A 19392-nucleotide genomic window follows, 5' to 3' on the forward strand; every position below is an offset into this window, starting at 1 on the left:
CGGGTCGCGTCCGCCCGACGCGAGGAGGCGAGGCATGCCCGCGCCCGCTGATCCCGCTCCGCCGCGAATCGCGGCGAACGCACCCGGGGAAATGTCTCATTCATCCGCATCGAAGCCATTTCGGCGCGAACGTGCGACACCCAGAATTGGCGCGGCGTGCGCCTTGTCGGTTGTCCTCCGGACATCTGCCGTTCATCTGCGGCAGTGAGGGTTTCGCGCCGTGGACATCGGTTGACAGACACGGCAAAACGGCTGGTAGTGCCCGCCCGGATGCGAGGAGTAAGCACCGTGGAAAAGTCCAAGATCACCCGCGTGGCGGGCGGTGTCGCGGCGACCGCGGCGCTGACTGTCGCCGCGGCGATGGCGCCCGGAACGGCCGGGTCCGCGACGCCGCAAGGCACCGCGACGCCGATCAAGCACGTGGTCGTGATCTATCAGGAAAATGTTTCTTTCGACCATTACTTCGGCACCTATCCGAACGCGGCGAACACCGACGGGCAGCGATTCCAGGCGAATCCGAAAACGCCCCGGGTCAACGGATTGACGCCGCGGTTGCTGACCCGCAACCCGAACTCGTCCAACCCGCGCCGGCTCGGCCCGGCGCAGGCGCTGACCTGCGACCAGGACCACGAGTACAAGGACGAGCAGGCCGCCTACGACAACTACAAGATGGACAAGTTCATCGAGACCGTCGGCAACGGCGACCCGGGCTGCGAGAAGCGCCAGGTGATGGACTACTACGACGGCAACACCGTCACCGCGATGTGGAACTACGCGCAGCACTTCGCGATGAGCGACAACTCCTACGGCACCACGTTCGGCCCGTCCACGCCGGGCGCGGTCAACCTGGTCTCGGGCCAGACGCACGGCGTGACCGCACAGCTGATGCCGGGCGGCAAGCCCTTCCCCGAGGGCGAAACCGTCGCCGGCACGATCGTCGGCGACCCGCAGCCGCTCGGCGACGACTGCAGCTCCCGCGACCAGGTCCGCCTCTCCGGCCGCAACGTCGGCGACCTGCTCAACGCGAAGAACGTCACCTGGGGCTGGTTCGAAGGCGGGTTCAAGCCGGCGCAGCGCAAGGCCGACGGCACCGCGGTGTGCACGGTCACGCAGCCGGACGGCTCGATGCGGGGCGGCCACCCGGTCGGCGCGGCGCTGGGCTACACCGGCCAGAAGGGCTGGAAGGGCGACTACATCCCGCACCACGAGCCGTTCCAGTACTACGCGTCCACCGCGAACCCGCACCACCTGCCGCCGACCTCGCCGGCGATGATCGGCCGGACCGACCAGGCCAACCACCAGTACGACCTGACCGATTTCTGGGCCGGCGCGAACAGCGGGCACCTGCCCGCGGTGAGCTTCCTCAAGGCCGCCGGCTACCAGGACGGCCACGCCGGCTACTCCGACCCGATCGACGAGCAGCAGTTCGTCGCCGACACGATCAACCGGCTGCAGAAGCTGCCCGAATGGCGCGACACCGCCGTCGTCCTCGCCTACGACGACTCCGACGGCTGGTACGACCACCAGGCCGGCCCGCTGGTCAACCAGTCGCAGAGCGCGGAGGACACCCTCACCGGCCCCGGCCAGTGCGGCCCCGACCCGGCCAAGGTCATGGGCGGCTACCAGGGCCGCTGCGGCTACGGGCCGCGGCTGCCGCTGCTGGTCGTCTCGCCGTGGGCCCACCGCGACCACGTCGACCACGCGGTGACCGACCAGACGTCGGTGCTGAAGTTCGTCGAGGACAACTGGAACCTCGGCCGGATCGGCGACTCGTCCTTCGACGCGCGAGCGGGCAGCCTCGCCGGGCTGTTCGATTTCCGGGCCCCGTCGGCGGGCCGGCTGTTCCTCGACCCGAAGACCGGCCAGCGCGTCGGCGACTGACCCGGCCACCGCGTCCGAAGCCGGGAACGACAACCAGGAGGCACCCGATGACAGGCATGGACCGCCGACGTTTTCTCCAGCTGGCCGGCGGCACCGCCGCCTTCACCGCGATGTCGTCCAGCATCGCCAGGGCGGCCGCGATCCCGGCCGCGCGCCGCACTGGCACCCTTCGGGACATCGAGCACGTCGTCGTGCTGATGCAGGAGAACCGGTCGTTCGACCACTACTTCGGCACGCTGCGCGGCGTGCGCGGATTCGGCGACCCGCGTCCGGTGACCCAGCCCAGCGGCAAACCGGTCTGGTACCAGTCCGACGGGACCAAGGACGTGCTGCCGTTCCACCCGGACGCCGAGAACCTCGGGCTGCAGTTCCTGCAGGACCTGCCGCACGACTGGAACAGCGGCCATCTGGCCTGGGACAACGGCAATTACGACAAGTGGGTCCCGGCGAAGTCGGCGACCACGATGGCCTACCTCGAGCGCGGCGACATCCCGTTCCACTACGCGCTGGCCGACGCGTTCACCCTCTGCGACGCCTACCACTGCTCGCTGATCGGCCCGACCGACCCGAACCGCTACTACATGTGGACCGGGTACACCGGCAACGACGGCGCCGGCGGCGGCCCGGTGATCACCAACGCCGAAGCCGGGTATTCGTGGCGCACCTACCCCGAGCGGCTGGAGGCGGCCGGCGTCTCGTGGAAGATCTACCAGGACATCGGAACCGGGCTGGACGCCGCCGGTTCGTGGGGATGGGGCCAGGACGCCTACATCGGCAACTACGGCGACAACTCCCTGCTGTACTTCGACAACTACCGCACCGCGACGCCCGGCAGCCCGCTGTACGACAAGGCGCGCACCGGGACGAATGTCGCCAAGTCCGGCGGCTACTTCGACGTGCTCAAGGCCGACGTCGCCGCGAACCGGCTGCCCCAGGTGTCCTGGATCGTCGCGCCGGAGGCGTTCACCGAGCACCCGAACTGGCCGGTCAACTACGGGGCCTGGTACCTCTCGCAGGTGCTGGACGCGCTGACCGCGAACCCGTCGGTCTGGAGCAAGACCGCGCTGCTGATCACCTACGACGAGAACGACGGCTTCTTCGACCACGTGGTGCCGCCGTTCCCGGCCTCGACCCCGGCCCAGGGCGCGTCCACTGTGGACGTCAGCGCCGACCTGTACCGCGGCAAGGACGGCGTGCCCGGCCCGTACGGCCTCGGGCAGCGCGTCCCGATGCTCGTCGTGTCGCCGTGGAGCACCGGCGGCTACGTGTGCTCGCAGACCTTCGACCACACGTCGATCCTGCAGTTCCTCGAAGCCCGCTTCGGCGTCCGCGAGCCGAACATCTCGCCGTGGCGCCGCGCCGTGTGCGGGGACCTCACCTCGGCCTTCGACTTCGGCCGCGCCGACTCGGGCGTGCCCGCGCTGCCCAGCACCAGCGGCTACGTCCCGCCCGACCACAACCGGCACCCCGACTACGTGCCCACTCCGCCGGCGCATCCGTCGCTGCCCGAACAGGAACCGGGCCTCCGCCCGGCCCGCGCGCTGCCCTACCGCCTCGCCGCCGACGGCGTCGTGCGCGACGGCATGCTCAAGATCGACTTCGCCAGCCGGGGCCAGGCCGGCGCCGGGTTCCTGACCACTTCGCCGCGCACGCCAGGCGGCCCGTGGTCCTACACCGTGGAGGCGGGCAAGACGCTCACCGGGACCTGGCCGGTGGTCGGCGCCTACGACTTCACCGTGCACGGGCCCAACGGATTCGTCCGGCAGTTCGCCGGCGCCGCCGCACCGGGTCCGGAGGCCAGCACTCGCGAAAGCGACGGCCGTCTCGTCCTCGCCCTGGTGAACAACGGGACCGCCGCCGTCACGCTCACCGTCGCCGACCAGTACGGACACCAGCGGACGGCCACCTACCGGCTCGCGCCCGGCGGGCGTGCCGAACACGTCGCGGACCCGTCGGCGAACTACGGCTGGTACGACGTGGCGATCACCTCCGACCGCGATCCGGCGTACCGCCGGACCCTGGCCGGCCACGTGGAAACCGGCAAGCCGAGCGCCAGCGACCCGGCGCTCAGCCCGCGCTGATCCGCCCGCCCGCGCGAGCCGGCCTCGCGCGGGCGTCGGCTCCGGGTCCACTGTGGACGAAGGGGCTCGCTTCGCTGCGCCGGTACCCGGGGCCGCAGGTCAGGTGATCGGCGCTCCGATGAGCTGGCCGATGCCGTAGGTGACCGCGACGGCGAGCGCGCCGAGGACGAGCTGGCGCAGTCCGGAACGGAGCAGCGGACGTCCGGTGAGCTTGCCGACCGTCATTCCTCCGGCGAGCAGCGCGACCGCGGTGAGCACGAGCGAGGCGACCAGAGTGCTGGCGCCGGCCAGGTACGGCAGCAGCGGAAGCAGGGCGCCGAGGGAGAACGCGACGAACGACGCGCCGCCGGCGAGCAGCGCGGACGGCAGGTCCTGCGGGTCCACGCCGAGTTCGTCGCGGGTGTGCAGCCGCAGCGCCTGGTCCGGGTCGCGGGCGATGGCCTCGGCCATCCGCTGCGCCGTGTCGGTGTCGGCGCCGTAGGAGACGAACCGGTCGACGAGTTCCTCGTGCTCCTGCTGCGGATAACGCGCGTGCATTTCCGCCTCGAGCGCGACCTCCGCGTGCACCAGCTCGTTCTGGTTGGTGACCGACACGTACTCGCCGGCGCCCATGGAAAAGGCGCCGGCGACGAGCCCGGCCAGCCCGGTGAGCACGATCGTGTGCGGAGCCACGCCCCCGCCGCCGACGCCCGCGATCAAGGCGGCGTTGGTGACCAGTCCGTCGACCGCGCCGAACACCGTCGGGCGGAGCCACCCGCCCGAGACGTCGCGATGCCGATGGGCGGCCCAGCCAGCGGCGAGACCGGCCCGGTTCTCCGGATCGGGATGCGAGGTCATGCCCCGATTCTCGCCGGGGCGCCCGCGGCTCGCCTGTCGGAGCCGGCACGGGGTTCCGGCACGGGGATCGCTTCGCGCCGACCGCCGGGGTGCCCCGGGCACGCGGCACCGCGCCGGTAATCGAGAGATCCGCACGGACGGGCGTTTCTGGCCCGACCGTGCGGATTCGCCCAGCGCTAGCCGTGGAGGGCGCTGCCCGCCTGCCAGGCGCTCCAGCTGATGGTCCAGTCGCCGTGGCCGTTGTCGATGGACAGCTGGGGACCGCCCGAGTTGGTGACCTCGACGACGTCGCCGACGTTGAAGTTGTCGAAGAACCACTTGGCGTTCTCGGTGTTCATGTTGAGACAGCCGTTGGAGACGTTGTCGCTGCCCTGCACGCCGACGGTCTTCAGGTTTTCGTGCAGGAATTCGCCGTCGTTGGAGATCCGGACGTCCCAGTTCTCCGGCGCCTTGTAGTAGCCGGGGTCGCCCTCGCACACGCCGTAGGTGCAGGAGTCCATGATCGTGTGGGCGACCTTGGCCAGCACGGTGTGGGTGCCGTTGAAGGTCGGCGTCGGGCCCCGCGGCGGGGTGTCGGCGGTCTTGCCCATGCTGATCGGCGCGGTTTTCACCAGCTGCCCGTTGTGGTACGCGCTGATCTGGTGGGTGTTGCCGTCGGCCTTGGCGATCCAGGAGTCGTGCACCTGGTAGGTGGCCGAGACGTCCGGGCCGCCGTACAGGCCGCCCCCGATCGGCAGGCCGAAGGTCGTGGTCTCGAGCTTCACGGTCGAGCCGGGCTTCCAGTAGTCCTTGGGCCGGAAATGCACCTCGTGCCGGTTGACCCAGTACCAGCTGCCGTCCTGTTCCGGCGAGGACGTCACCTTGAAGGACTTCTCCGCCGTGGCCTTGTCGGCGATGTCGTGATCGAACTTCAGGCCGAGGACCAGCCCGACGCCGAAATCGCCGGACGCGGGCTGGAACAGCGAGGGGGTGGCGACCCCGGCCGGCTTGAGCGTGTGCACCTCCCCGCGCTGCTCGGTCGGAGTGCCCGCCTGGTTCACCGCGGTGGCGACCACCTGATAGGTGGCCCCGTACCGGAGCCGGTCCGAGCTGGTCCACGTCGTCTTGTCCGCCGAGAAATCGCCCGCGACGCTGTTGCCGGTCTGCGGGTTCACGACCTTGACCGCCCGCAGCGTGCCGCCTGAGGCCTTGACGACGATCGGGTCCTTCGGGCTCAACTGGTCCGCGGGCGCGAACGCCACGGTCGCGGCCGGCACCGCGGGCGCGGTCGCCGTCGCGGGTGATCCGGCCGCGCGCGCAGCCCCTTCGACGTCGTTCTGTCCACTACAGGAAGCCAGCAGGAAGGCCGCCACACCAAGGCCGGCAATGCGGATAGCTCTCACGTCCCCTGAGACGTCCCACCGCGCCGCTCGTTGCGTCACCATGAGATTTCTCTCGCCTCTTCGCCGGTGCTCTGTGTCTTGATGTCCGGTAACCGGTCAGTTGCGCGATTTCCGCGCACCGGCCGATCGGAGGAAAGCACGCACGCCGCCGGAACTTCGCCGGTATTCTTGCCCTGCTTCGCGCAGAGGGGGTGCGCTCGTGACCGCGATCGCTGTGCCGAGACCGACCCTGCCCCGCTTCGCCGCCCCGCCGGTCGCGGCGGTCGCCCTCGTGCAGATCGCCGTGCTCACCGCGCTGTCCGGCCGCTACGGATTCCACCGCGACGAGCTGTACTTCATCGCCGCGGGCAAGCGTCCGGCCTGGGGTTACGTCGACCAGCCGCCGATCACCCCGCTGCTGGCCAGGGCCGCCACCGCGCTGTTCGGCGACACCCCGAGCGGGCTCCGGGTCGCCGCGACTCTGTGCGGCGCCGCGACCACGGTCCTGGTCGCCCTGGTCGCGCGGGAATTAGGCGGCGGACGCCGGGCGCAGCTGGCCGCTGCCGCGGCGACCGCGCTGTCTGGATATGTGCTCGTGGTGTCGCACATGCTCTCCACCAACAGCGTGGACATGGTGGTCTGGACGCTCATCGGGCTTCTCGGCCTTCGGCTGCTGCGCACCGGCGACGGGCGGTGGTGGCTCGCGATCGGCGCGGCCGTCGGCGTCGGGATGGCGAACAAATGGCTCGTGCTCGTGCTGCTCGCCGCGCTCGGAATCGCCCTGCTCATCACCGGGCCGCGCGCGGTGTTCGCCAGCCGCTGGACGGTCGCCGGAGTCGCCGTCGCGGTGCTGCTCCTGCTGCCGCAGCTGTTCTGGCAGATCAGCCACGGATTCCCGATGCTGACGGTCGCCGGCGGCATCAGCGCCGACGACGGCACGAAGAACCGCCTGCTCTTCGTGCCGATGCAACTGGTCTACCTCTCCCCCGTGCTCGTGCCGGTGTGGGTCGCCGGCCTGGTCCGGCTCTGGCGCGCTCCGGAGCTGCGATGGGCGCGCGCCTACGCGCTGAGCTATCCGGTGGCCTGCCTCCTGCTGCTGGCCGTGGGCGGAAAGCCGTACTACGCGGTGCCGCTGCTGCTGATCCTGCTCGCCGCCGGCGCCGAACCCGCGCTGCGATGGCTGTCCCAGGGCAGGAAACGCCGACGCGGCAGCGCCGCCCTCCTCGCCGCGGCCGGGGCCGCGATCTCGGTCGTCGTCGGGCTGCCGGTGCTGCCGGTTTCGGCGCTGGCCGGGCCGGTCCTGGCGCTCAACAAGGACCAGGGCGAACAAGTCGGCTGGCCGGAGCTCGCCTCGGCCGTCGCCCGCGCCTGGCAGCGCATCCCGCGAGACCAGCGGGCCACGGCGGTGCTCCTCACCGGAAACTACGGTCAAGCCGGCGCTCTCGAACGCTACGGCCCCGCGCTCGGCCTGCCCCGGCCGTACTCGAACCACATGTCCTACGCGGACTGGGGCCCGCCACCGGACACGATGACCGGCCCGGTCCTGTTCGTCGGCAAACTCCGGCCCGCGATCCGCACCGCCTTCGGCGACTGCCGGCGAGTCGCCGTGAACGACAACGGCGCGGGCCTGCCCAACGACGAACAGGGCACCGCGATTTCGCTGTGTTCTCCGAGTGCCGAGCCGTGGTCGCGGATCTGGCCACGGCTGCGGGTGTTCTATTGAGTCCACTGTGGACAAATGCGGGCAGTCGTCCGCTGTGGACGCCCAGGCCCTGGCTGCCGGACCGCTCAACCGGCCCCCTGAGGTTCCGCGTCGCGCGGCAGGCCGAGCATCCGCTCGCCGATCACGTTGAGCTGGACCTCCGTGGTCCCGCCGTAAATGGTGGTGGCGCGGCCGGCGAGCAGTTGTTCCATCGCCTTGTCGCTGGGCTCGCCGGGCACCGCGACCGCGCCGGCCGCGCCCAGCTGTTCGACGACGAATTCGGCGATCTGCTGCCCGAGTCCCATCGCGAGCAGCTTGCCGACGCTGGACGTGGTGCTGACGTCGGCGCCGGACAGCTGTTTGAGCACCACCCGGATCCCGATCAGATCGACGGCCTGGCTTTCCGCGACGAGTTCGCCGAGCCGGTGCCGGGCGACCGCGCCGAGCTGCCGGCCGCGGGCGAACTTCAGCAGGTCGGCGTCGGTCGCGTAGGCCTCCATTTTCTGGCTCAGCGCGACGCGTTCTCCGGCCAGCGTGGTGCGGGCGACTCTCCAGCCGTCGTCGACCGCGCCGACGACGTTGTCGTCCGGGATGAACACGTCCTCCAGGAAAACCTCGTTGAACAGCGCCGATCCGGTCATCTCCCGCAGCGGGCGGACCGTCACGCCGGGCGAGGCCATGTCGAGCACGAAATAGGTGATGCCTTCGTGCTTGGGCTTCGCCGGGTCGGTGCGGGCGATCAGCATGGCCCATTCGGCGAACTGCGCCACGGTCGTCCAGATCTTCTGCCCGGTGACCTTCCAGCCGCCTTCGACCTTGACCGCCCGGGTCGTCAGCGACGCCAGGTCCGACCCCGCGCCGGGCTCGCTGAACAGCTGGCACCACACCACGTCGCCGCGCAGGGTCGGCACCACCAGCTCGGCCTTCTGCTTCTCGGTGCCGTGCCCGGCGATCGCGCCGACCGCCCACGAACCCATCAGCAACTGCGGCAGGTCGATGCCCGCCGCCTTCAGTTCCTGGCCGATGACGATCTGCTCCAGCGGTGAAGCGTCCCGGCCGAACGGACGCGGCAGGTGCGGCTGCACCCAGCCGTCGTCGCCGAGCCGGACGAGCAGTTCGTCCTCGTCGAGGCCCGCCAGCTCGGCCAGCTCCGCAGCGACGGCGCTGCGGACGGCATCCGCCTCCGGGGGAAGTTCGATCTCCAGCGCGCGGCTCACGCCGACAAGGGCGTACGCCGCGACGCGCTCGGTGCGCTGCTCTCGCGAGCCAAGCAGGCTCCGCAACGCGAGCGCGCGCCGGTAGTAGAGGTGAGCGTCGTGTTCCCAGGTGAAGCCGATGCCGCCGTGCACTTGAATGCAGTCCTGCGCGGTCTGCACCGCCGCGTCCGGAACCACCACGGCGGCGACGGCGGCGGCGAAATCGGCGTTCTCGTCGCCGCGGTCGAGCGCGACAGCGGCGTCCCACAGCACCGCGCGAGCCTTCTCCAGCGCGATGCCCATCCACGCGCATTTGTGTTTGACCCCTTGGAACTGCCCGATCGGCCGGCCGAACTGCACCCGCATCTTCGCGTATTCCGCCGCGGTGGCGACGCACCAGGAAGCCACCCCGACCGCTTCAGCCCCGAGGACCACGGCTGCGATCGACCGCGCCCGCGGCGGGCTGAGCCGGGAGAGAACCCGCTCGCTGCCGACCTCGAGACCGGCGACCTCGACTCGCGCCGAGCCGCGCACGAGGTCGATCGAGTCCTGGCGGGTGACCGTGGCGTCGTCCGCGTCCACGGCGACCCACACCGCTTCTCCGTTGCGCCACAACGGAAGCAGCAGCACGTCGGCGTGCTCGGCACCGAGCACCGCCTGCCAAGTGCCCTGCACCGTCGCGGCATCACCGGACCACGCGGCCTCGGCGAGGCCCGAGCTCTCGAGCGCGACGGCCGCAGTCGTCGTCCCGTCGATCAGCCGCGGCACCAGCTCCTCGGCCGCTTTTCCCGCGTCCGCGACCAGCAGCGCGGACGCCAGCACGGTCGGCACGAACGGGCCGGGAGCCGCAGACCTGCCAAGAGCCTCGAGTGCCACCGCGAGCGTCAGCAACCCGCCGCCCGCGCCGCCCCAGTCCTCGGGCACGTCCAGGCCGAGCAGGTCCAGTTCGGTCAGCGCCGGCCAGAACGGCGGGAACTTTTCCTCGCCGCCGCGGTCGAGGTCGCGGCGGATCAGCTCGGAGGGGACGGCGTGCTCGGCGAATCCGGCGACGGCGTCCGCGAGAGCGACGTGCTCGTCGCTCAGGCCGAGACCGAGTGCGTAATGCGGTCGTGCCACGGGAAGTCCTCTCAGCCGATCCGGTCGGCGATGTCGGCGATGGTCCACGGGCCTTCGGACTCGACGGTCGCGACGTCGTGCCAGCCGGCGAGTTCCGAGATCCCGCCGCCCTGCACGGCGAACACCTTGCCGGTCACCGCGCAGTCGGCCGCGGCGAGCCGGGCGACCAGCGGCGAGATGTTGGCCGGGTGGAAGGCGTCGAACTCGCCCTCGGGCACTTCCGCCGCGAACAGCGCTCCCATGCCCGGAGTCGCGAGGGTCAACCGGGTCCGCGCGACCGGCGCGATCGCGTTGACCCGCACGCCGTACCGTTCGAGTTCGTCCGCGGCGACGAGCGTCAGCGCGGCGATGCCCGCTTTGGCCGCACCGTAGTTGGCCTGACCGGCATTCGGCATGAAGGTGCCGGACGCGGACGCGGTGTTGATCACCGACGCTTGGACGTCGGCACCTGCTTTGCTTTGCGCCTTCCAGTACGCCGCGGCGTGGTGCAGCGGCGCCGCATGGCCCTTGAGATGCACGGTGATGACGGCGTCCCACTGCTCCTCGGTCATGCTCGCGACGAACGCGTCGCGCAGGATGCCCGCGTTGTTGACGAGGATGTCCAGCCCGCCGAACGTCTGCACCGCCCGGTCGACCAGCGCTCGCGCACCGGCCCAGCTCGCGACATCGCCGGTGTCGGCAACGGCTTTTCCGCCGTCCGCGGTGATTTCCTCGACGACTTGCTGCGCTGGCCCGGCGTCCGAGCCGCTGCCGTCGTTCGCGCCGCCCAGGTCGTTGACCACGACGCTGGCGCCCTCCCGGGCCAGCAGCAACGCGTGCTCCCGGCCGATGCCCCGTCCCGCGCCGGTGACGATCGCGACGCGGCCTGCCAAGCTGCCCATCACATTTCCTTCCGCGTAGGGATTAGCGGGTGACGACGGCGAGCCCGTCGCGGATCACCAGGTCGGAACCGGCCGAGGTGGCGAAGCCGTAGCTGGTCTCCTCGCTGTCCGCGGACAGCCGCCAGAACCGGGTGGTGATGTCCTGGCCGGGAAGCACCGGCTTCGCGAACCGCACGGCAAGGCGCTTGAGGCGGCCGACGTCCCCGCCGGCGAACTCGCGGAGCGCGGCCCAGGAGGTGAACGCCATGGTGCACAGGCCGTGGTTGATGATCCCGGGCAGCCCGGACAGCCGCGCGATTTCCTCGTCGAGGTGAATCGGCATCGGGTCGCCGGACGCGGGCGAATACCGGAAGGTCTGGTCCTCGTCGATGTGCTGCGTCACCTCGGCGAGCGGCCGCCCCTCGGCGACAGCGTCGTCGAGCGGGTGCGGCGGGGCCTGTTCCCCCGCGGTGGCACCCGCGTCGACGCCGCGGAAGAACGCCGCGAGCCACTGCTCGTTGACGAGTTCTCCCGCCGCGTCAACGGTTTCCGCGTACACCGTCACCGTCGAACCGGTGCTCAGCGCGGCATAACCGGTGGCGCGTGCCCGCGTGGTCAGCACGTCGCCGGGGCGGATCGGCCGGCGGAAGTGGAAATCCTGCTCGCCGTGCACGAGTTTTCCCAGCAACGACACCGGAGCGACCTCCAGCGCGGCCGGTGCGAGCGAGAAGAACGTCGGCACCACCGCGAAAACCGGCGGCGCGACCTTCCCGGCGCGATGCTCGGGGATCGGATCGTTGGTCGCCGCGGCGTACTCCGCGATGCGTTCGGCGGTGACCTCGAAGACGTGCTCCTCGGTCCACTCGCCGAGGCCGGAGTCGGTGAAGGCCACCGGTTCCGTCATGTCCCGGCCTCCGCTCAGGCCGCGACGAGCTGCGCGAACTTCGCCAGCGAACCGTCCAGGTCGGCCTGGGTGTTCTTGGCGACCGCCTTGCCGATCGGGCCGACGATCATCGTGCCGGTGAACGAGGCGTCGATCTGCGCGGTCGAGCCGCCTTCGGCGGGAGCCACCGACAGGGTGAACTCGACCTTGACGCCGGCCATCCCGGTGCCCGCGATGGTGACCGTGTGCGGGGCGTCGACGTGCGTGATGGTCCACTCGATCTTGTTCGCCATGCCCATCACCGAGACGACCTCGGTGACCTGGGTGCCCTCGACGACCTCGGACGGGAGTTCGCTTTTCCAGTTCTGGTGGATGCTCAGCCAGTTCTCCCAGCCCGCGAGGTCGGACAGCGCGTCCCACGCCTTCTGCGGGTCGACGGGGAGGGCCTGGGTGACGGAAACGCTTGCCATGACGGTGCTCCTTGCTGAATTCGGTACCGGGGAGAGCTGCGGATCAGTGCTCGGCCTTGCGGTAGGCGGTCACCACGACCGCGCCGCCGAGACCGATGTTGTGCTGCAACGCGACGCCGTCCTTGCCCGCCGCCGCTTCGACCTGCCGGGCGCCGGCGGTCCCGCGCAGCTGCCAGGTGAGTTCGCTGCACTGGGCGAGGCCGGTGGCGCCGAGCGGGTGGCCCTTCGAGATGAGGCCGCCGGAGGGATTGACGACCCAGCGGCCGCCGTAGGTCGTGTCGTCGTTGTCGATGAGCTTGCCCGCGTCGCCCTCGGCGCACAGGCCGAGCGCTTCGTAGGTGAGCAATTCGTTGGCGGAGAAGCAATCGTGCAGTTCGATGACGTCGAGGTCCTCCGGGCCGAGGCCGGCCTGCTCGTAGACCTTCGCCGCCGCCTTGCGCGTCATGTCCGCGCCCACCAGCGAGATCGCCGACTTGTCGGCGAACGTGCTGTTCATGTCCGTGACCATCGACTGGCCGACGATTTCCACCGCCTGCCCGCCGAGACCGTGCCGGTCCACGAAGTCCTCGCTGGCGAGAACGACCGCGCCGGATCCGTCCGACGTCGGCGAACACTGCAGCTTGGTCAGCGGGCCGTACACCGGCTTCGACGCCAGCACTTCGTCGAGCGAGTAGACGTCTTGGAATTGCGCGTACGGATTGTTCGCCGAATGCCGGTGGTTCTTCACCCCGACCTTCGCGAACTGCTCGTCCGTCGTGCCGTACCGCTCCTGGTGCTCCTTGCCCGCCGCGCCGAACATGTAGGGCGCCGGCGGCATCGCGAACTCCTGCAGCTCGGCCAGCGCGAGAAGGTGGCGCATCATCGGCTGCTCGCGGTCGTCGAAGGTCGAGCCGAGCGAACCCGGCTGCATCTTCTCGAACCCGAGCGCCAGCGTGCAGTCGGCGAGGCCGCCCCGGATCGCCTGCGCGGCCAGGTACAGCGCGGTCGACCCGGTCGAGCAGTTGTTGTTGACGTTGACGATCGGGATGCCGGTCAGGCCGAGTTCGTAGACCGCCCGCTGGCCGGACGTCGACTCGCCGTAGACGTAGCCGGCGAAGGCCTGCTCGACCTCCCCGTACTCGATCCCGGCGTCCTCGAGCGCCTTCGTCCCGGCCTCCCGGGCCATGTCCGGGTAGTCCCACTCGCGGGCGCCGGGCTTCTCGAATTTCGTCATGCCGACGCCGACGACGAAGACCTTGCTGGCCTGGGTGCCCACGCAGCACCTCCGATCTCGCTTCGCGATCTGCCTTGGACACGCTGTCTAGGGCAATCTATGTTGGACACCGTGTCCAGTCAAGAGCCGGGCGCGCACCGGGCGCGCGGGCGCACGGCGTTAGGATCCGGTCGATGAAGGCCCCGAAACTGGCGAGCAGCGGCGACGGCCGGGACACCCGGTGGGACGAGCACCGCAGCGCACGCCATGAACGGCTCCTCGCCGCCGCGCTCGACCTCATCGACCGCGAGGGCGGCGACGTCGGCGTAGCGGCCATCGCCGCCGAGGCGGAAATCCCGCGCTCAGTGGTTTACCGGCTGTTCCGCGACCGCGACGACCTCGACGAGCAGATCCGCGGCCGGATCATCGACGACCTGATGAAGTCGATCTCCCCGGCGCTCGCGCCGAGCGGCACGATCCGGGAAGCGGTGCGCGCGGCGATCGAGACCTATGTGGACTGGGTGACCCGGCATCCGCACCTGCACCTGTTCCTCAGCCTGGGCTCGGCGACCCGCCGGTCGGTCGGCTCGCGGGCGGTGACCGGGACGAAGACCGCCATCGCACTCGACATCAGCGCGCTCGTCTCGGAAACCCTGCTCTCCCGCGGCGAGGAAACCGGGCCGGCCCCGGGGACGGCGGACAACCTGGCGTTCGGGCTCGTCGGCCTGGTCGACAGCGTCGTCAACCGCTGGGTCGCCCACCCGGAGTCCCGGAGCACGAGCGAGGCGCTCGGCGAATTCCTCACCAACGCGGCGTGCGCCCTGATCGAAACCACCGCCCGGACGACCGGGACGGGGATCAGCCTGGACGACGCGCTCCGGTGACGGGTGCGGACAGAGCGGCTTGCGGGGATTCGGCCGCGTCGAACGGAGACGGCCGCACTCCGCCGCGGCCTGAGCCTTCTGTCTCGAACGGCCAGGATTCCGCCACCGTCCGCGCGGCTGCCGGCATCGGCTTCCGAGACCGATCCCCTGGACAGCCGGGAGAAGCGGCCTCAACGCACTTTTTCCGGACGCGTTCGGGACCCGGTCCGAGCGGACCGATCAGCCCAGCGTGAAATGCGGTTCGAACGCCTTGCCCAGCAAGGCGCGCATCCGGTCGGTGCGCATGCCGGTCGACCCGGCCATGATCTGCATCGCCAAGCCGTCCACCATGGCGGTGAACCGGTCGGCGAGGTCGTCGACTTCCGCTTCCGGGACGAGACCTTCCGCGCGGCACTCGTGCAGGACGTCGACCACCATGCCGCGCCAATCCGTGTAGATGCGCCGCTGCACCGGTCGCAGTGCGGGTTCGAGCATCGCCTGGTTCCAGAACTGGATCCACACCGACCACTCGTCCACGTCGTCGTCGGACTGCGGCAGCTGGACGTCGATGAGCCGGCGGAGCTTGTCCCGCGCGGAACTCGCCTCGTCGAACTCCGCTTCGAGCCGCTCGGTCAACCGGCTGGAGTACAGCTCGAGCGCGGCGTGCAGCGTGGCTTCCTTGCTGGGGAAGTGATAGTGCACGGTCGCGGTGCTCGTCCCGCAGTAGCGAGCGATGTCCGCGACGCGCACGTTGTGATAGCCCCGGCGCGCGATCAGGATGGTCGCGGCTTCGAGGATCTGGCTCCGGCGCTCCTCGGCGGTCACCTGCCGGGCCCGGTGGTGCCCGTTCTCCGGCGGCAGCACCGGCTCCGGACCGGCTCCCCGCTCCAGGTAGGCGACCGGGACTCCGCAGGCCTTGGCCAGAGCGGCGAGTTCGTCTTCCCGCAGCCGCCGGGTTCCGCTGAGCACCTTCGACAGGGCCGTGGGATCCATCCCGATCCGGCGGGCCAGCTCCCGCTGCGACAGAGCCGACGCCTGGATCGCCGTGCGCACCCGGGCCCGCAGCCCTGCCACGGGCTGCTCGTCGGTGCTGGTCATGGCTTCCAGCCTAGCCCAGCCGCCATCGGCTCACCTGAGCTGACCGGCCGCTTCCCGCCGCGCGGCAACCTCGGCCGCGGCGCGTTCGCCGGAGGAGATCGCACCGTCGATGTAGCCGTTCCACACCGACGCCGTTTCGGTTCCGGCCCAATGGATCCGGCCGGTCGGGGCACGCCATCCGGCCCGCCCGTGGCCGGCCCAGCCGCCCGGGGTCGCGAAGCATTCGTAGCCGCCCGCCGTCCAGCCCGTGCGGGGCCAGATCATCTCGGCGTAATCGAGCGGCCGGAGCGCGCGCTCGCCGACCACTTCGGACAGTGCGGCAAGCACGGCGCGCCGCCGGTCCCCGGCGCCCAGCGCGGCCCAGCGGTCGAGCCGGTCGGCGTAAACGAAGGCGACCAGAACTCCGCGCGAGGCGTCCTGCGGGGAGTTGTCGAACACGACGCCGACCGGGTTTTCGCCGTAGAGCGTGGCGATCCCGGACTGTCCCGCCGCGCGCCAGAACGGCTCCTCGTACACCGCGTGGACCTTGGCGACCCGGCCCATCGGGTTGTGCCGGAGCCAGCCGAGCCGGTCCGCCGGCAGCGGCGGGTCGAAAGCGATCCGCTCGACCACGGCCGGCGGGACCGCCACGATCGCGCGCCGGGCCCGCACGACTCCGCGCTCCGTGCGGGCTTCCACGCCGCGCGCGTCCTGGCGCATCGAGAGCACGGGCGCGCCGAGCCGGACCCGCTCGCCCAGCTGCCGAGCAAGCGCTCGCGCCACGGCGTCCGCCCCGGACGAAAACCGCGCGTCCTGTGCGCAGCCGCGAGTTTCCATCAGCTGCTCGTAGCCGCCGGCGGACGCGACGTAGAACAGCACGTGGAAAAACGAGATCTCCCTCGGTTCGGCGCACCACACGCCCTGCACGGCAAGGGAAAGCCGGCGGAGAACGGCCTCGTCGGACGTCTCGGCGCGGAAGAACTCCTCCGCCGACCATCGGTCGAGCTCGGCGAACCGCGGGGTCGCCCAGGGCCGCTCCAGGTCGACAGTGCGCGCCAGGTCGTCCAGCAACGCGGTGATCCGCTCGTACTCCCCGGCGCCGGGTCCGGACGGCGGAAGCGCGCCGGTGTAGTCGAGCCGGGTGCCGTCGTGCCAGATCTCGGCGTTCCGTCCGGTCTCCCAGGTAGGAAAGGTCCGGCAGCCGAATCGCTCGGCGAGCGCGCGGAACCGGCGCTGGGTCGGGCCGATCCATTGGCCGCCGTGGTCGATCCGCACGCCGGACGGCCGCACCTCGCTCAGGACGCGGCCGCCCACCCGGTCTGCGGCTTCCAGCACGACGACGCTGGTCCCGCGCTCGGCGAGGCACGCGGCAGCGGTCAGCCCCGCGTATCCGGCGCCGACGACGAGGACCTCGGTTTCGAGGGAGAAGGATTCCGGTTCAGTCACGCCAGCCACTCTGGCGCAACACTGACTCGCTAGTCAATCTCCAGGAAAAAGTTGCGCGCACGTCCTTGACAGTGACTCCCGCCACCTTCAGGCTGACTGCTCAATCAGTCATTGCGTTCGACTTCACATCGTGTGCACAACCACAATCGGGAGTGTCGATGACCTCAGAGTCGCAACATTCGCAACCAGCCGCGGCGGCCGAGCAGGCACCCGGGCTCGAGGAACCGCCCGGAAAGGGCTTGCGCTCCGGTGCCTTGGGCATGGCGACCAGCCTCATCCTGGCGGTTGCGTCCGCCGCGCCCGCGTACAGCCTCGCTGCCACCCTCGCATTCGTCGTCGGATACGTGGGCTTTCAAGCACCGGCAGTGGTCGTCCTGGCGTTCCTGCCGATCCTTTTCGTCTCGTTCGGCTACGCCGCGCTCAACCGGCGCGATCCGGATTGCGGCACGATCTTCACCTGGGCCGCGAAGGTCCTCAATCCCAGTCTCGGCTTCCTCGGCGGCTGGGCGATCATCGCGTCGTTCGTGCTCGTCGTCGGCAGCCTCGCCCAGGTCGCCGGGCAGTACGTGTTCCTGCTGTTCGGCGCCGAGGGAATCGGCTCGACCCCCGGGCATCCGCTCGTGCTGCTGGCCGGGCTCGGCTGGCTCGCGCTGATGACTTTGGTCTGCTACCGCGGGATCGAAGTCGCCGCCGCGGTCCAGCGCGCGCTGCTCTTCCTCGAGTTCGGCATGCTCGCGGTGCTCTCGGCAGTCGCGCTGGTGCGCGTGTATTCGGGCACCGCGCCGACCGGGTCGGCACGGCCGCGGCTTTCGTGGTTCAACCCGTTCGAGGCCGGCTCGGCCAGCGCGTTCGTCAGCGCGCTGGTGCTGATGCTCTTCATCTACTGGGGCTGGGAGACCGCACTGACGGTGAACGAGGAAACCGCGGACCGGCACCGCACCCCTGGCCGCGCCGCGACCTATTCCACCGTGGCGCTCGTCGTGCTGTACCTCGTCGCGACGGTTGCCGCGCTGTCCTTCGCCGGGATCGGCGACACCGGAATCGGCCTGACCAACCCGGACAACTCCGGTGACGTCTTCTACGCTTTCGGCACCGCGGTGTTCGGCGAGAGCGGGTTCGGCTCAGTGCTGTGGCACCTCCTGATCCTGATGGTGCTGACCTCAGCCGCGGCGTCCACCGAGACGACGGTCCTGACGTTGAGCCGCACCATGCTCTCCATGGGCGGGCAGGGAGCACTTCCCGGTGCGCTGGCCCGGGTGCACTCCCGGTTCCGCATCCCGCACGTAGGCACCGTCGCCGTAGGGGTCGTCGGCGGGGCGGTCTACGTCGGCATGAATTTCCTCGGGCACGGCCTGGCGATCGGCGACGCCGTGTCCGCCTGCGGCGTGATGATCGCGTTCTACTACGGGCTGACCGGCCTCACCTCGGCCTGGGCCTACCGCGCGACTTGGCGCGACAGCGCGGCGGATTTGTGGCTGCGCATCGTGTTTCCCGCGATCGGCGGCACAATTCTGCTCGCTGCCGGAGGCTGGAGCATGGTGCACGCCTGGGACCCGGCCAACAGCTCGACGAAAATCCCGCTGCCGTTCGCGCCGGGGGCCGAGGTCGGCGGCGCCTTCGCGGTCAGCGCGGGCTCGATCGTGCTCGGCCTCGTCGCGCTGGCGGTCTGCCGGCGACGCTACCCGGCATTCTTCCGGCGCAGGACAGTCCGGTGATCAACCCCGGGCGAGAACGGCCAGGAATCCGCCGATCGTCTCGCGCGCTCCCTCCGCGTTCATCGCGGTCGATCCCGCGAGCGCCTGGGTGGCCAGCCCGTCGATCATGCCGATGAGCATGTTCGCGAACCGCACCGGATCGCCTTCTCGGGCGTCCCCGGCAGCCTGCGCCTCGGCGATCAGATCGGCGATCAAAGCACGCCACTGCGCATACAGCGCTTCGTTGATCGCGGAAAGGTTTTCGTCGCGCGCCGACTCTGCCCACAGCTCCGCCCAGACGCGCCAAGCGGTCCAGGTAACCGGACCGGGAAGATAGGACTCCACCAAGCGGCCCAAGGTCTCCCAGGCCGTCGCGGCACCGGAAAGCAGTTCCCGGCGCTGCTCGAGCGAACGCCGGAAATTGAAGTCGAAGGCCGCGCTCAACAGCTCTTTCTTGCCGGCGAAGTAATAGTGGACGGTGCCGGTGCTGACCCCCGCGACCCGGGCGACGTCCGCCACGCGCAGCGCCTGCCTGCCCTTGTCGGCGACGACCTCGCAGGTCGCGAGCAGAATCTGCGCTCGGCGCTCGGCTTCGACGTTAGGACGCGGCACAGGACACTCCCCTTCCTCCGGCGCCCGCATCCTATGCCGCGCGAACGGGCGATCGCCCGCGAACGCCTTGACAGGCGGTCGGCGCAAGCCCACACTGAGCACGCGAACGTAGTTGACTGAC

General features: G+C 70.5%; 15 protein-coding genes. 5 read left to right on the forward strand and 10 right to left on the reverse strand.

The window, feature by feature from the left end:
- Positions 1 to 288: 288 nt before the first annotated feature.
- Positions 289 to 1881: a phospholipase C gene (locus L942_RS17795; protein WP_235079213.1), complete on the forward strand. Its 1593-nt coding sequence runs from the start codon at positions 289 to 291 to the stop codon at positions 1879 to 1881.
- Between the two features lie 47 nt (positions 1882 to 1928).
- Positions 1929 to 3962, forward strand: coding sequence for a phosphocholine-specific phospholipase C (locus L942_RS17800; RefSeq protein ID WP_037361728.1), 2034 nt, complete (start codon positions 1929 to 1931; stop codon positions 3960 to 3962).
- A 99-nt stretch (positions 3963 to 4061) separates the two neighbouring features.
- Here the strand turns inward: L942_RS17800 and L942_RS17805 are convergent, their stop codons facing one another.
- Together L942_RS17805 and L942_RS17810 are read right to left on the reverse strand one after the other, a co-directional pair.
- A complete protein-coding gene (locus tag L942_RS17805) occupies positions 4062 to 4799 on the reverse strand; it encodes a VIT1/CCC1 transporter family protein (RefSeq protein ID WP_037361730.1) in 738 nt (245 codons plus the stop codon).
- Between the two features lie 176 nt (positions 4800 to 4975).
- Positions 4976 to 6223, reverse strand: a complete 1248-nt coding sequence (locus tag L942_RS17810) for a L,D-transpeptidase (RefSeq protein ID WP_051166064.1) — start codon at positions 6221 to 6223, stop codon at positions 4976 to 4978.
- Between the two features lie 157 nt (positions 6224 to 6380).
- Between L942_RS17810 and L942_RS17815 the strand changes: the two genes are divergently transcribed.
- Positions 6381 to 7883, forward strand: coding sequence for a glycosyltransferase family 39 protein (locus L942_RS17815; protein WP_235079218.1), 1503 nt, complete (start codon positions 6381 to 6383; stop codon positions 7881 to 7883).
- 65 nt (positions 7884 to 7948) lie between these two features.
- Here L942_RS17815 and L942_RS17820 read toward each other — a convergent pair whose 3' ends face one another.
- Genes L942_RS17820 through L942_RS17840 form a run of 5 tightly spaced genes read right to left on the reverse strand, consistent with a single transcriptional unit; the run spans position 7949 to position 13642 of the window.
- The gene (locus tag L942_RS17820) at positions 7949 to 10174 is read right to left on the reverse strand and encodes an acyl-CoA dehydrogenase (protein ID WP_037361732.1); all 2226 of its coding nucleotides are present in this window, start codon (positions 10172 to 10174) and stop codon (positions 7949 to 7951) included.
- Positions 10175 to 10185: 11 nt separating this feature from the next.
- Positions 10186 to 11055 (reverse strand): SDR family oxidoreductase, encoded by an 870-nt coding sequence (locus tag L942_RS17825; RefSeq protein WP_037361733.1) that lies wholly within the window; start codon positions 11053 to 11055, stop codon positions 10186 to 10188.
- Positions 11056 to 11077: 22 nt separating this feature from the next.
- Entirely contained in the window at positions 11078 to 11938 is an 861-nt protein-coding gene (locus tag L942_RS17830; RefSeq protein ID WP_037361735.1) for a MaoC/PaaZ C-terminal domain-containing protein, read from the reverse strand.
- A 14-nt stretch (positions 11939 to 11952) separates the two neighbouring features.
- A complete protein-coding gene (locus L942_RS17835; RefSeq protein ID WP_037361737.1) occupies positions 11953 to 12387 on the reverse strand; it encodes a type II toxin-antitoxin system Rv0910 family toxin in 435 nt (144 codons plus the stop codon).
- A 43-nt stretch (positions 12388 to 12430) separates the two neighbouring features.
- On the reverse strand, positions 12431 to 13642 hold the full coding sequence (locus tag L942_RS17840; protein ID WP_235079219.1) for a lipid-transfer protein: 1212 nt from the start codon (positions 13640 to 13642) through the stop codon (positions 12431 to 12433).
- A gap of 131 nt (positions 13643 to 13773) precedes the next feature.
- Between L942_RS17840 and L942_RS17845 the strand changes: the two genes are divergently transcribed.
- Complete coding sequence (locus L942_RS17845; RefSeq protein WP_037361739.1) at positions 13774 to 14463, forward strand: TetR/AcrR family transcriptional regulator; 690 nt, start codon at positions 13774 to 13776, stop codon at positions 14461 to 14463.
- 219 nt (positions 14464 to 14682) lie between these two features.
- On the opposite strand, the gene L942_RS17850 is transcribed toward L942_RS17845, so the two are convergent.
- Together L942_RS17850 and L942_RS17855 are read right to left on the reverse strand one after the other, a co-directional pair.
- Positions 14683 to 15540 carry a TetR/AcrR family transcriptional regulator gene (locus L942_RS17850; RefSeq protein ID WP_037361740.1) on the reverse strand — a complete coding sequence of 286 codons (858 nt, stop codon included), beginning with the start codon at positions 15538 to 15540 and terminating at the stop codon, positions 14683 to 14685.
- 30 nt (positions 15541 to 15570) lie between these two features.
- The gene (locus L942_RS17855) at positions 15571 to 16965 is read right to left on the reverse strand and encodes a flavin monoamine oxidase family protein (RefSeq protein ID WP_037361833.1); all 1395 of its coding nucleotides are present in this window, start codon (positions 16963 to 16965) and stop codon (positions 15571 to 15573) included.
- A gap of 158 nt (positions 16966 to 17123) precedes the next feature.
- Between L942_RS17855 and L942_RS17860 the strand changes: the two genes are divergently transcribed.
- A complete protein-coding gene (locus L942_RS17860) occupies positions 17124 to 18680 on the forward strand; it encodes an APC family permease (protein WP_081655113.1) in 1557 nt (518 codons plus the stop codon).
- On the opposite strand, the gene L942_RS17865 is transcribed toward L942_RS17860, so the two are convergent.
- Positions 18681 to 19373 carry a TetR/AcrR family transcriptional regulator gene (locus tag L942_RS17865; protein ID WP_200862852.1) on the reverse strand — a complete coding sequence of 231 codons (693 nt, stop codon included), beginning with the start codon at positions 19371 to 19373 and terminating at the stop codon, positions 18681 to 18683.
- Positions 19374 to 19392: the final 19 nt, after the last annotated feature.

The sequence above is a fragment of the Amycolatopsis orientalis DSM 43388 genome, from assembly GCF_000411975.1.
Classification (GTDB): Bacteria; Actinomycetota; Actinomycetes; order Mycobacteriales; family Pseudonocardiaceae; genus Amycolatopsis; species Amycolatopsis orientalis_D.